16 protein-coding genes and 1 pseudogene are annotated in these 12,675 nt (G+C 59.9%); 8 read left to right on the forward strand and 9 right to left on the reverse strand.

What is annotated here, in order from left to right; translation table 11 throughout:
• Positions 1–17: 17 nt before the first annotated feature.
• On the reverse strand, positions 18–773 hold the full coding sequence (gene nfsA / locus CVV65_RS13780; protein WP_232796628.1) for an oxygen-insensitive NADPH nitroreductase: 756 nt from the start codon (positions 771–773) through the stop codon (positions 18–20).
• Positions 774–1,096: 323 nt separating this feature from the next.
• Between nfsA and CVV65_RS13785 the strand changes: the two genes are divergently transcribed.
• Positions 1,097–1,342 (forward strand): hypothetical protein, encoded by a 246-nt coding sequence (locus tag CVV65_RS13785; protein WP_133121315.1) that lies wholly within the window; start codon positions 1,097–1,099, stop codon positions 1,340–1,342.
• A gap of 26 nt (positions 1,343–1,368) precedes the next feature.
• Here CVV65_RS13785 and CVV65_RS13790 read toward each other — a convergent pair whose 3' ends face one another.
• Positions 1,369–3,147: a purine-cytosine permease family protein gene (locus tag CVV65_RS13790; protein WP_100668620.1), complete on the reverse strand. Its 1,779-nt coding sequence runs from the start codon at positions 3,145–3,147 to the stop codon at positions 1,369–1,371.
• A 364-nt stretch (positions 3,148–3,511) separates the two neighbouring features.
• A complete protein-coding gene (locus CVV65_RS13795) occupies positions 3,512–4,663 on the reverse strand; it encodes an aliphatic amidase (protein WP_100668621.1) in 1,152 nt (383 codons plus the stop codon).
• A gap of 223 nt (positions 4,664–4,886) precedes the next feature.
• Here CVV65_RS13795 and CVV65_RS17460 point away from each other — a divergent pair, with 223 nt between their 5' ends.
• Positions 4,887–5,147, forward strand: a complete 261-nt coding sequence (locus CVV65_RS17460; protein ID WP_100668622.1) for a polysaccharide deacetylase family protein — start codon at positions 4,887–4,889, stop codon at positions 5,145–5,147.
• A gap of 5 nt (positions 5,148–5,152) precedes the next feature.
• Positions 5,153–5,275 carry a hypothetical protein gene (locus CVV65_RS17310; RefSeq protein ID WP_269148825.1) on the forward strand — a complete coding sequence of 41 codons (123 nt, stop codon included), beginning with the start codon at positions 5,153–5,155 and terminating at the stop codon, positions 5,273–5,275.
• A gap of 68 nt (positions 5,276–5,343) precedes the next feature.
• Here the strand turns inward: CVV65_RS17310 and csx20 are convergent, their stop codons facing one another.
• From csx20 to CVV65_RS13815, 3 genes are all read right to left on the reverse strand, one after another.
• The gene (gene csx20 / locus CVV65_RS13805; protein ID WP_232796792.1) at positions 5,344–5,757 is read right to left on the reverse strand and encodes a CRISPR-associated protein Csx20; all 414 of its coding nucleotides are present in this window, start codon (positions 5,755–5,757) and stop codon (positions 5,344–5,346) included.
• 28 nt (positions 5,758–5,785) lie between these two features.
• Complete coding sequence (locus CVV65_RS13810; protein WP_100668624.1) at positions 5,786–6,520, reverse strand: metallophosphoesterase family protein; 735 nt, start codon at positions 6,518–6,520, stop codon at positions 5,786–5,788.
• A gap of 105 nt (positions 6,521–6,625) precedes the next feature.
• Entirely contained in the window at positions 6,626–8,014 is a 1,389-nt protein-coding gene (locus CVV65_RS13815; RefSeq protein ID WP_100668625.1) for a dipeptidase, read from the reverse strand.
• A gap of 107 nt (positions 8,015–8,121) precedes the next feature.
• On the opposite strand from CVV65_RS13815, the gene CVV65_RS13820 reads away from it, so the two are divergent.
• Positions 8,122–8,520: a c-type cytochrome gene (locus tag CVV65_RS13820; protein WP_157935533.1), complete on the forward strand. Its 399-nt coding sequence runs from the start codon at positions 8,122–8,124 to the stop codon at positions 8,518–8,520.
• Positions 8,521–8,913: 393 nt separating this feature from the next.
• Here CVV65_RS13820 and CVV65_RS13825 read toward each other — a convergent pair whose 3' ends face one another.
• Entirely contained in the window at positions 8,914–10,113 is a 1,200-nt protein-coding gene (locus tag CVV65_RS13825; protein WP_100668627.1) for an RNA-guided endonuclease InsQ/TnpB family protein, read from the reverse strand.
• Between the two features lie 22 nt (positions 10,114–10,135).
• On the opposite strand from CVV65_RS13825, the gene tnpA reads away from it, so the two are divergent.
• Positions 10,136–10,552, forward strand: a complete 417-nt coding sequence (gene tnpA / locus CVV65_RS13830; protein WP_100669540.1) for an IS200/IS605 family transposase — start codon at positions 10,136–10,138, stop codon at positions 10,550–10,552.
• Between the two features lie 123 nt (positions 10,553–10,675).
• Here the strand turns inward: tnpA and CVV65_RS13835 are convergent, their stop codons facing one another.
• Positions 10,676–11,401 carry a hypothetical protein gene (locus CVV65_RS13835; protein WP_100668628.1) on the reverse strand — a complete coding sequence of 242 codons (726 nt, stop codon included), beginning with the start codon at positions 11,399–11,401 and terminating at the stop codon, positions 10,676–10,678.
• A gap of 174 nt (positions 11,402–11,575) precedes the next feature.
• On the opposite strand from CVV65_RS13835, the gene CVV65_RS13840 reads away from it, so the two are divergent.
• From CVV65_RS13840 to CVV65_RS13850, 3 genes and pseudogenes are all read left to right on the forward strand, one after another.
• On the forward strand, positions 11,576–11,776 hold the full coding sequence (locus tag CVV65_RS13840) for a GntR family transcriptional regulator (protein WP_198592035.1): 201 nt from the start codon (positions 11,576–11,578) through the stop codon (positions 11,774–11,776).
• A pseudogene (locus tag CVV65_RS13845) lies at positions 11,776–11,970 on the forward strand (ATP-binding cassette domain-containing protein); the annotation flags it as partial. The gene CVV65_RS13840 and the pseudogene CVV65_RS13845, both read left to right, overlap by 1 nt.
• Before the next feature lie 40 nt (positions 11,971–12,010).
• The gene (locus tag CVV65_RS13850; protein ID WP_157935534.1) at positions 12,011–12,343 is read left to right on the forward strand and encodes an ABC-2 transporter permease; all 333 of its coding nucleotides are present in this window, start codon (positions 12,011–12,013) and stop codon (positions 12,341–12,343) included.
• 34 nt (positions 12,344–12,377) lie between these two features.
• Here the strand turns inward: CVV65_RS13850 and cas2 are convergent, their stop codons facing one another.
• A complete protein-coding gene (gene cas2 / locus CVV65_RS13855) occupies positions 12,378–12,668 on the reverse strand; it encodes a CRISPR-associated endonuclease Cas2 (protein ID WP_100668630.1) in 291 nt (96 codons plus the stop codon).
• Positions 12,669–12,675: the final 7 nt, after the last annotated feature.

Here is a 12,675-nt window from a genome sequence, read left to right on the forward strand (position 1 = left end):
GTCCGCCGCCGGCAGGGTCAGCTTTGGCGAGATTTCCCCCGCGTATCTTCCAAAAATCCCTGTTCCCGAAGGTAATCGAACATAAAGGGCCGGCGGGGCGCCTGAAGAACCTGGGCCACGTATTCACTCCACCCGTGGGTGCGTTTCCCCTCGGTCCGAGCGCGGTAATAAGCGCTCACCATCTGATCATAGTCGGCAATGTGCGCATCCCGGTCCGGTTCGTATCGATCCCGGTGCAGCACAGCCTCTACGGGCAGCCGCGGCTTTTTCTCCGGTCGCTCGGCGGGATAGCCCACCGTCAGCGCAAATACCGGGTAAACGAAGCGCGGGATCTCTAACAGCCGGGTCACCTCCCGTATCTGATTGCGGATCCCCCCGACGAAACAGATTCCCAACCCCATCGATTCAGCGGCCAGGGCGGCATTCTCCGCCGCCAAGGCAGTATCCACGGTGGCCACGATAAAAAGTTCGGTGTTCGAAAGCTCACCCGCTCTGCCCCCAGCCCCTGCGGCCTCCATCATCCGCCTCGCGTCTGCACAAAACACCAGAGCCACCGAACAAGTCTCGACGTGCCGATTGCCGGACAACTCGGCCAGTTCTCGTTTTATCTTCGGGTCTCGAACGGCGATCACGGTGTAAGCCTGAACGAAGCTTGAAGTGGCCGCCGATTGCGCGCTGCGCACGATCTCCTCGATCATCTCCTCAGATACTTCGCGGGGCAAATACTCCCGTACGGACCGATGGTCTTGTATCAAACGTATCGTGTCGTTCACGACGGCCCCTCCTTCCCTTTCCATCTTACCCAGGCATCGTCCGTGGATCAACCGATCCTTGGCGAGCGCACCTCTGCGGTGCGACTCCTTCAGGGACGAATACAGCTTCCAGATTTAGGGAATCGTAACCTTGTTGCGCATCCGGACTCCCAAAACCGGGGGCGGCGTCCCAGAGGATTCGGTCGACGTGAAGTGGGTCACGGGCACAATTTTATCCGTAGCACTGCTTTTTACGCCTGGAAAAGCACCTGGATGTCCAAACTGGTGCCACCGATATCGCCCCGGTTGTTCATCGTGTGGGATCCAAGAGCGAGATCGCAGGGGTGAGGTTTCGACAAGTGGACCCGGCCCGCTTGACCCGGGCCGTCCAAGAGGCCCTGACCCAACGGGCGGCGTCTCGGGATCGCGTCGCTGAACAAGTGAGGGCGTTGCGCTTTCAAGCCGCGCGCAACGCCCACTGTGTCTCGTGGATTCTGCCCCCGGCGTCCCCCGTCCCAGACATCCCCGTCGAATCGGGATTCCCCGGACAAGTCCAGGACACCGGCTCCCCCTTTTCCTCCGGCGGGTGAAGGGGGAAATCCTGGCCACCCGACTCCTAATGCATCTCGACGGCAGCTCCGGAAGCCACCTCCACGGCCGGCTCTTTTTTGCACATATCATGACACTCTTTCTCCAGACTGCAGCACAGGGAACAAATCGTCGCACCGTGGAAGGGACAGTGCGTGATATCCGCCCGCTCGTATTCGAAGGCGCAAACCCCGCACGCCAGTTCTTCTTCTCCATCCCCGTGCCGATGTCCACCAAGACCAGCCACCCCGCTGGGTCCCTCGCCCCCGGCTGAGCCGGCGATCACGTGGATCCGACCATCTTGTGACCCGTGAGCCCCTTGAACCCACGAATTTTCCCGGGCGATGTAATATTTTCCCTTTGTGATCAAGGCGATCACCGGAGCGAGCACGATGGCCAAACCCAGGGAGACAAAGGGAGAAAAGGCCTGCATGACCGGCCCAAAGGCGCCAAAATACGCGGCTATGGACACCGCCGAGGCGATCACCATCGAGCCAAAGCCCACGGGATTGAAATTGTAGAGGTGAGCCCGCTTGAACTCCACGTAGGACGGGCTAATCTTGAGCAGGCTTTTGTTAATCACCAAGTCCGCCACCACCGCTCCGATCCAGGCGACGGCGACGTTCGAATAAAACCCGAGAACTGTGTTCAAGAACCCAAAGACCCCGACCTCCATGAGCAAAAGGGCAATCCCCACGTTGAGAAACAACCACACCACCCGACCGGGGTGAAAATGAAACAGCCGCGAGAAAAAGTTCGACCAGGACAGTGACCCCGAATACGCGTTGGTCACGTTAATCTTCACCTGGGACAGCACCACGAAGAACGCGGCCAACGTCAGCGCGGCGAACCCACTGGGGATCAGTTGCTCGAAAGCCACGGTATACATGTGAATCGGCTCGTTCGCCAATTGCAACCCCACCGTCGGGGCAATGTACGAAGCGAGAAACGACCCGCCGAGCTGCTTGAGGGCCCCGAGAATTACCCACCCCGGGCCGGCCAGCACCACCGCCCACCACCATTTAACCCGGTTAGCCGGGGTTTTGTCGGGCATAAAGCGCAGGTAGTCCACCTGCTCGCCGATCTGGGCGATGAGCGACAGGACCACCCCGGCCGCGAGCCCGAAAGCGAGGCCGGAAAAGCCCGCCCCGGACGGCGAGTGCCCCCCGAAGGTGGTCCAGGCCGCGAGGCTCCCGGGATCTTTCGCGAAAATCACCACGAAAGGAAGAACCATGAGAATCAGCCAAATCGGCTGGGTCCACATCTGCAGCTTCGACAGGAAGGTCATCCCGTAGATCACCATGGGGATGATTACCAAGGCACACAGGAGGTAGGCCAAGCCCAGGGACATGCCGAAGTACAGATTCAGGGCCTGGGCCATGACGGACCCTTCCAGCGAAAAATAGATAAACGTAAATGAGGCATAGATGAGCGAGGTCAGTGTGGACCCGAGATAGCCAAAACCCGCGCCCCGGGTAAGCAGGTCCATGTCGATGTTATATTTGGCGGCATAGTAGGCGATGGGGAGGCCTGTCAGAAAAATCACCGCCGCCGCTACGAGGATGGCCCAGAGGGCGTTGGTGAACCCGTAAGAGATGGCCACCGACCCCCCGATGGCGAAATCGGCCATGTAGGCGATACCACCGATGGCCGAGCTGAACACGGCGAACTCGCTCCACTTTCTGAAAGACTTCGGGGCATACCTCAACGCGTAGTCTTCGAGAATCGGGTTGTTGACCCAGCGGTGGAAGGTGCGTTTCGGCCGCGCCTTCGGAGCACCCGGGGAAACGGGAGAATGGGAGTTCATCACGACAGGCCTCCTTTCAGGGATCTCAGAGAAATCGGCGGGCGGCCGGCGGATCTCCCGCCGGGCGCCGCCGGGGGTGTATTGGGGCACTAGCGCCAGGGGAAGCCGGTGCCCGGCCCCCGCCGGGAGGCGCCTGATCTCCTATTGGTCACGTCAGACCAGGCCCGGCCCGGCCGGGGTGGTGGGCTTCGCCCCTGGTGGTCATCCCCCACGGGCGGCACCGAGGCGTGATGCGCCCCTGGGTGGATGGGCGTCCCGGCGGGGCGGCCAGGTGGGAGTCCCAGCTGGCGCAAGCCGCCCAGCTAAGGCGGTCGCCCCGTTCCTCGAAGGCCAGCGACCGCCCTCCCTAACAAAGGGGGACGCACTAGCCAACCGGCTCCTTCGTGAACGTGTCCCCGGGTTGGACGGTGCTCCCGGTTTCCCGGTCAGCGAACGAGTCCCCCGCCCCGCCCTCTAGCGACGGCGTACAATCGCCCCCGCATCCGCAGGGCGAGGCGAAGACGGGGATCCCTGGAACAGGGCATTCCAGCGTTCCCGGGGTGCTCCGGGTGATCGCCTCGGACCGGCGCCGGGCTTCTTCCGGGTCCATCACCCAGGTTCGGTAAAACTCGTATGGGCACTCTGCTACACCGGCCTCGCCCTCCCCTGAGCGCAGGATGCCCGTGTACCCCCGGTGCAAAAGCTTATAGAGATGATTCTGGGACTGGGCGTTTCGCCGGAAATCCCGAATCTGGGACAGGGAAAGTTCCGCGTACTGGAAACCGTTTTCCTCGGTCCCGCACTCCCCAAGGGTGCGCCCGTCGAACCCGATGATGGCGGAGTGGCCAAAATACGAGTACACGCCGTCGAACCCGCTGGCGTTGGCGACGGCGACGTACACGTTGTTCGCCCAGGCCATGGCCTTGGCCATGATCACCTGCTGGTCCTTGGCGGGGTACATGTAGCCTTGACAGCGGACGATCAGTTCGGCCCCTTTCATGGCACAATCCCGCCACACCTCGGGGTAGTTCCCGTCGTCGCACACGATCAGGCTGATCCGCAAGCCCTTCGGCCCTTCGGAGACGTGGGTCCCGCTCCCGGGGTACCAGGGCTCAATGGGCACCCAGGGCATGATTTTGCGGTATTTTTGGACGATCTCACCCCGGGGGTTCATGAGGATGAGGGTGTTGTAGGGGAGTTTGTTCGGATGGTCTTCGTGCCGCTCTCCTGTGATGGAAAAGACGCCCCACACACCGGCCCGGCGGCAGGCCGTGGCAAAAATCTCCGTTTCTTCACCGGGAACCTGAGCGGCCAAAGCCATCATTTCGTCGGGGTCGTACAGGATTCCCTGGGTGCTGTACTCGGGAAAAATCACCAAATCCATGCCAGGCAATCCTTGTTTTAAGCCGATGACCATATCGCCTATCCGCCGGGCATTGTCCAGGATCTCCGCCTTGGTGTGCAGTCGGGGCATCTTATAGTTGACGACTGCCACCCCAACGGTATCATGACTGCTGGATATATCCCCGTGTCGCACGTTCCTTCACTCCTTTCTTGTTGCGATTTTGTAAGCATTTACGACATATAGGGTGTTATCGGTGACAATTTCATCCTATGTGTTAATTTATATAACCTATATGTTCATTCTAGCGATCAAATCTTTTGTCATCAACCCGCATTTTCAGGGATTAACCGCGTTTATGGTAAGAAATCTACCGTTAATGCGTCATCTCTCGTTTTCTTGAGGGAATTTTCAATATATGTTTGTCCCCGCGAATTGTCCGACGCCGACAGTGTCCGATGCGCGGTTCACGAACGAAATCCTCCAAGTAGATCAGGCGTTTCGCAAACAAACGGGGAAAGAAATGCCCTACCTTGGGCCCCCGGGTGGGGAGTTCAGTGAACCCACGCTGAAACTGGCCGAAGATCTGGGATATCGCAGCGTTTTCTGGAGTTTTGCCTATAGAGACTGGGATCCCGGGGACAGAAAGGGGCAGAATACGCATACAATCGGGTCATGATGGGAGTGCAAAACGGAGCGGCGCTTCTTCTCCACGCGGTTTCCAAAGATAACGCCGAGTCGCTGTGGCGGATCTTAACCGACCTGAAGGCCCAAGGGTACACCTTCGGCACCCTGGATGACTTGTAACTTTGTGAGTCCCCGGCCGGCTCCCTCGGCCGGTTCGGGCCGCAATCGGCCGGACACCTCCCCCGCCCTTAATCCGAACGGGGAGTGCCCGTATCATCCGGTAAACTCGGGTATTCCCGGAATTGCACGTGCCGAAATACGTGCCGATTTTCTACCCCGCCGTCCGGCCGCGGCACTGAAGTGTATTCCCGCCGGGTGGTGGCATAGAGCGGAATCCGCCCGTGCCGCCGACACCACGCCACCGCCAGCAAAATGGCGCCGGGTTCGCCGTGCACAAGCACGAGGTCACCCGGCACCGTCTCCTGTTCGATCCAGTTCCAGATCGGGTCCAGCCAATCCGCGGGAAAAGGCCCCTCCGGGGGAATCTGGGACCACCGCTCCTGCAGCTCCGCGGGTAGGGCCGCAAACCGCCCCACCCCCCATCGTTCCCGGGCCTCCTCCTCCTGCTCCGACATCAGGCTGTGCGAAAAGAGCAAAACCATGGTTCTCACCGACAATACCCCCTACTCCTCATCCGAAAGGACTGATCGCCTCCCGAATCACCCGCATCATTTGTAGATTCGGATAATCCACTTGTCGCAAACGCTCCGCCGCCCGGTCCGCGTCATAGGGCACCCGCTCCAGGGTCACCCGAAACCGCCCGGTCTCCACCTCGAGCAGGGCGTAAGACGGCTGGGGCAGGCCGTCGAAGGGCAGGCCGACACTGCCGGTGTTCACCACACATTTTCCCCGGAGATAGCGCACATAGGGCAGGTGAATATGCCCGTACACATAGACGTCCACCGCCGGTTTGACCATCAGCCGCCCCTCTAATACTTCAGCGGAGGCATCCGGCCACACTGCGGTGAACAAATTGGTGGGCGTGGCGTGAAAGGCGTGAATCCGCACTCCTTCGAGATCCCAAAAGATGTCCTCCGGAAGTTCCTCCAGGTACCGCACCTGGTCTGCCGTCAGCCGGCCGGCGGTCCACTCCTGCTCCCGGCACATAATCTCCAAAAACGGGTCCGGCACCTCGCCGGCCTCCACGCCCCGTACCGCCCACAGGTCGGCATTGCCTTGAATCACCTCGGCGCCGGCCGCCGCCAACTCCCGCACCTTCTCCACCGCCCGGGCGGGCTCCGGGCCGCGATAGGCGATATCCCCCAGCACTGCGATACGGTCAACACCCCGCCTCCGCACATCCGCCAACACCGCATCAAGAGCCTCGACATTGCCGTGAATGTCCGACAAAAACGCCACCCGCATGGTCAAAGCCTCCTCCCGCAGTTCGTCCTCCCAGCAAGGCCAAAAAGTCACAGCGAGATACGCTCATACCCCCGGGGACCCCGTGGCGCCGCCTCTTTCAACTCGTTACGTTAACCCCCGACGGGCGAGCTCATTCCAATACACGCACAGCGTCTGAATCCCTTTCTTAAAATTCTCCAGGTCAAAATGCTCGTTTGGCGCGTGGTTATTTTCGGTCGGTAAACTGAACCCCATCATCACCGCGGTCAAACCGAGAATGCGATGAAAATCCTCCACAATAGGAATGGATCCGCCCAATCGGGTGAACACCGGCCCTGTACCGTACACCGCCTCGTACGCCGGGATCGCCGCCTGAATGCCCGGATGATCCAGGGGTGCCACGTAGGGCCGCCCGCCGTCAAACCGCCGCACCTCCACCCGAACGCCCGCCGGCGCGTGCCGGGACACGTGAGCCGCGATGAGATCCATGATTTCGCCAGGCTCCTGATCCGGAACCAGCCGACAGGTGATCTTCGCGTGGGCCTCGGCGGGGATCACCGTCTTCGTCCCCTCCCCCTGAAATCCGCCGTAGATCCCGTTGATCTCCAGGGTCGGTCTGGCGGTGGTCCTCTCCACATAGTTATAGCCCGCCTCCCCAACCAGGGCCGGCAGGCCAAGGTCCCGGGCCAACGCCCCCTCGTCGAAGCCGAGTTCCCGGATCGCCTCCCGCTCCTCGGGAGTCAACTCCCGCACCCGATCGTAGAACCCCTCGACCCGCACCCGGCCATCGGGCCCGTGCATGGACGCCAGGATTTCCACCAGGGCGTGGATGGGGTTGGGTACGCCGCCTCCGTAGATCCCGGAATGCAGGTCTCCCTTCGCACCGTACACATCCACCTGCAGAGCCGCCATCCCCCTGAGCCCGTAACAGATCGCCGGACGCCCGGGGGCCAGCATGGAGGTGTCGGAAATCACCAGCACATCCGCCTGGAAAAGATCCCGGTTCGCCTCCAGACACCCCGGCAGACTCCCGCTGCCCACCTCTTCCTCGCCTTCAAAGCAGAATTTTACGTTCACCGGGAGTTCTCCGACAGTCTTTAGCCACGCTTCGACCGCCTTCACGTGCATGAAAACCTGGCCCTTGTCATCGCTCGTACCCCGGCCGTAGATTTTCCCATCCCGCACCTTGGGTTCAAAGGGCGGCGACTGCCAAAGGTTCAAAGGATCCACGGGCTGGACGTCATAATGGCCATAAATCAGCGCTGTCGGAGCTCCAGGTTTGCCCATCCACTCTCCATATACCACGGGATTCCCCGCCGTTTCCACCAGCCGCGCCCCCTGCACCCCCGCCCGGGTCAGCGCATCCACCAACCAGCGGGCCGCCGCCAGGACATCCCCCTTGTGCTCGGACAGGGCACTGATGCTCGGAATGCGAATAAAATCCTTGAGCTCCTCTAAAAATCTTTCATTTTCTGCCTCGGCATATCGGATTGCGGCGTCAATTCCATTGTTCACGATCTGTTCCCCTTTCGTTCACAAATATGGCCCAGAACGTCCCTGTCTTCCCCCCGGGATTTCTGTTAAACTTCTGTAAGAGACTGACAAAAGGAGGGGTCTACTTTATGAAGAAACTTCTCGCTGTCCTCGCGGCAGGCGCTTTGTTAGTGGCGGGTTGCGGCGCTGCATCTTCCCCGTCCTCTTCGGGCTCGGGTTCCTCCAGTGCCTCGACGCCCAACACCTCCAGCCAAAGCGGGTCGTCCTCTTCCTCGTCTTCATCTTCGGGTTCTGGCGGCGGCAGTGCGGACGCGACAGCCTTGTACCAACAGAATTGCCAGGCGTGTCACGGCGCCAACCTCGAAGGAGGAGTCGGACCCGCGCTGGACAAGGTGGGCGCCAAACTGTCCGAAGACCAGATTCAAAAGCAGATCGAAAACGGCGGTGGAACCATGCCCGGGTTCAAGAGCAGCATGAAAGAGGACGACATCAAAGCCCTCGCCACTTGGCTTGCCGCCAAGAAGTGAGAACGACTCCCAATCTTGAGAAAACCTCCAAGCCGGTTGCCTCGGACAGCCGGCTTGCCGTTTTCTTGCATCCCTTCATCTCAGTCGCCGGGCAGTTGTTCCTGTTGCCCGGCGATCCGGCTCGGATGCTGCCTCACTGCATTTGCTATTGCTATCCTATATAGTACCACGCCGTGCCACTTTATTCCCGCCAGGTGGTCGTTCCCGCCAAAATGAAAAAGCCCGGTCCCGGACACCATGGCCCTGGTCGAGCTTTTGAACAACCATCCTTGAACACGACATACGGGTTATTCCATTTTGACCTCCTCCCCCGCCTGAAGGCGGAGGATTCCTTCCTGCCACCAGGGGCCTTGTTGCACCCCTTGGATCGGTCGAACAACCGACTCCCCGGCGCTACACCGGAGAACAGGCGATCCGGGCCAGTCCAGCCCTTAAAATGTTCATCGCTCCCACTGTGTCGGCATTGCCCTCATACCCGCACCTCTCGCACCGGAATGTCGATTGCCTCGGCCGATTCGCATTGCTCACATGCCCGCATTCCGGTACCGGGCATCTTTGGCTCGTGTACGGGGCCGGGACGGTCCCCAGCCAGCCTCCCGACCAGTGGAGCTTGTAGCCCAAGAACGTTTGAAACATGAACCACCCTTGGTCCAGGATCGCTTTGTTCAGCCCGCTCTTGGCCCGCACGTTCTTTCCCGGATTCTCCCTCGTCCCCTTGGCTGACCGGCTCATGTTCTGGATCCGCAAATCCTCCACAAACACCATCGCGTGGGTTTTGCTGATGGCCGTGGAGGTCTTGTGCAGAAAATCCCGCCGGGCATTCGCAATATGCGCATGAAGACGCTGAAGCCTGGCCTTCTGTTTCTGCCAGTTTCGCGAGAACCTTTTCTTCCGCGACAGCTTCCGCATTTCCCAAGCCAGTTTCTTTTCATGCCGCCGGAACCATCCCGGCGCATCGACAAACGTGCCGTCCGACAACGCCGCAAAATGCACAATTCCCCGGTCGATCCCCACAGCCGACTCCGACGGGTGAACCGGCTCCGGCACGTCGATCTCCGTCTGGAAAGAGATGTACCAGTGCCCGGCTTGCCATGTTACCGTGGCATTCCGAATCGTCCCGTCGATGGTCCGGGACTTGCGGAACTTCACCCACCCGATCTTGGGGAGGCAAACCTTTGGCAAGACACACCGCCCGTCTGCATCCTTAGTCGACAGGTTGAGCTTGATCTGTTTCGGGTCCGGAAAGCGCAGGCCCGCCTCGTCCCGGTTCTTTTTCTTGAACGTCGGGAAGCGCGCCGGGTTGGACTTGTCAAACGCCGCCCGGATTGCCCGATCCAGGAACTTGAGCGTCCATTGCAGGGGATGTATGGGCGCATTCGCCAAAAACCCGTATTCCTCGCTGTGTCTCCAGAGTGTCAGGAGCCGGGCAAGCTCCTCATACGAGAGTAAAGGGTACCCGGCCTCCAGTCGCCCCTTTTGCAAGGCCAGCGCCTTGTTCCAGACCAACCGCGCACATCCCCGGTAACGGGTGAGGCACTGGGATTGTTCCGTTGTCGGTTCCAAACGGAATCGAAATGACTTGAGAATTTTCATGTTTTTAGGATATACTTGGTCTATGACAAAGTCAAACGAAATCCGTACAGGTCGACATTGCGTATATAATCTTCATGTCCATTTGGTCTTTGTGACTAAATATCGGCGCGGAGTGTTCACCAAAGAGATTTTGGAAGACCTGCGCGAGATTATGGCCTCCGTCTGTAAAGGTTTTGAAGCCGAATTGTTGGAATTTGACGGTGAGGATGACCACGTGCACCTTTTGGTGACCTATCCACCCAAAGTGGCCATTTCCACGCTGGTGAACAGTCTGAAAGGCGTGTCCAGCCGCCTGATTCGAAAGAAAAACTATACGCAAATTCGCCGAAAGCTATGGGGTGGACATCTCTGGTCCCCAAGTTATTTCGCCGGGAGCTGTGGCGGCGCTCCTCTGTCCGTTATCCGACAGTATATCGAGAGTCAGAGAACACCTGAATGACGCGCCTTATCCTCTTCCTGAAGGAAGAGGTTTGCGGCGCGTTTTTTTCAGATCAACACCCCGAGAGAGGGGCTTAGAAAGGCCGATTGCCCGCCATGCCCCAGATTCTCTTCTCCCTGGGCTCTACTGCCCGGCCGCCTGGGCTCCGGCCGAGGGCTGCTCGGGAAGAGGCTTGGGCAATGGCTGAGGAGAAGGCTGAATCTCCTCGATGATCCGGGCCCGGAGCAATAGAGGTTTGGACGGATCGCCATTTCCTGCGGGCTGGGGCAGGGCAATATCCGCATTCGCGCTGGGCGGCGTGCTCACCGAAGCGCCGCCTCCCGCCGTTGCTGCACCCTGGCTTGGTGCGGACATCTCCGGCGGCGCGGCGGGAGTCAGAAACGGTACGCTATCCGAGGGCGAACCCTGTGTAGCCGCACCGGCCTTCGGGGCCCCTCCGGATCCAGGAGCGGGAGATTTTGAAGCCGCCGGGCCGCCTTTCTGACCCGGAACCTCGGGCACCACTCCGTAGATCACGACCCGCTCCCCGACGAACAGTTCACCTTGTCCAATCGGCTGCCCGAAGGAAGTCTGAAACTCCGCCGTCGACGTATCCACGCGATATGTTGGCCCAAGCATAATGTATAGTGTGCATACTTTTCCCGGCGGGCACGTCGGACGCCAATCATCGGCCTTGACCGTCGCCCACCCGGGTTGTACCTCGGTGACCTGCCCTTGAATCACCACATCCCGCCAAACCGGGTCCACCGGCGCCTGCGCCCCGGAGCCCACCGCCGGGCCCGCCGTCAACCCCGGTACGGCCCCAACAAATGAAGCCATCAAAGCCCCCGCCGCCATCGCGGTTTTCACCTGAATCCCCTCCCGGTCTCTCGACCTTCCGATCTACTCATCCTAATAGACGGGCGGGACGGCCGATTTGTTCCCGGCGATCAAACCGGCTGTCGGTAGGTAGAACCCCCTTGCAAGTACCCAGGCGGGGGGACCCCTTGACACCGTCATTTTTCGAAGCGCGCCTACGATGAGTTGGAAAAAGAGGGGCTGGTCGTCTCCGTGGTGGGCAAGGGCTCCTTCATCGCCGGCCAGAACCCGTCGTTCTTAAAAGAACAGCGGCTCAAGGCAATCGAAGAACAGCTGGCCAGGGTGGTGAAAGAGTGTCGAGCCCTGGGCCTCGGGCTGGACGACATCAAAACCATGCTCGAGATTCTGTACGAGGAGGAGCGCTGATGAAAGAAGTGGTGACTTTGGAGGGCGTCAGCAAAACATTCCGGGGCTTTCACTTGGACAATGTGTCCTTTTCGATCAAGAGAGGGTATATCACCGGCTTCATCGGGCCAAATGGCTCCGGCAAGACGACGACGATTAAGCTGATCATGGACCTGTTGCACCCGGATGCGGGCACGGTCCGGCTGTTCGGGCACAGCGATCCCCGCAGCCGTCAAAAGGCCAAAGACCGCTGCCATGGGTTGGGCGCATCTCGGGGGCGTGGTCACCGCCGCCCTCCTGTGGTCCGCGACCATTCTCCCGTTGTATTTTTGGTTGGGATCGGTGTTTGTACAGTATTTGAGTTTCATTGTTTTCGTGATCGCTTTTGGCATTGGGTCTGCGGCGGGAGCCATTCGCGCTTTAGTCAGTTCCGAAAGTACCGGGTGGATCGTGCACCTGTGGGCTTGGTCCCGGAGCCTCGCAGCCGGAGAAGCCTTGGCTTGGGTTTATCTGCTCCTGACAGCCGCGGTGCTTTTTGTGGGGTCTATGCTGCCGTCCGTCCGCCTCTACCAACGGCGGGAGTTTTGAAAATGGCCCGCCCACCAAGGTGAGCAAGGGCATGTTAAAAAATCAACGGATCCTCAAAATTCACCGCGGGACTTCGGCCCAGTTGGAGAATATTTCGGGGTCGCTGTTCCCCTAAACAGTAAATCCGTATGTTGTCCTCGGATTTGTCCATAATCCGGCTCAACGTGCGCACGAGGCCGGCGTACCGCACCTCATCCAATGTACACTCGAAGACCGATTTTTGCACCCTCTGCCCCACGCGTTGGCAAGCCTGGGCCACCCGGCGCAGGCGCTTTTGGCCCGACTTCGTATCTGTGTAGATATCGTAGGCCACTAGGATGAACATGGCGATC

The sequence above is a fragment of the Kyrpidia spormannii genome (assembly GCF_002804065.1).
GTDB lineage: Bacteria > Bacillota > Bacilli > Kyrpidiales > Kyrpidiaceae > Kyrpidia > Kyrpidia spormannii.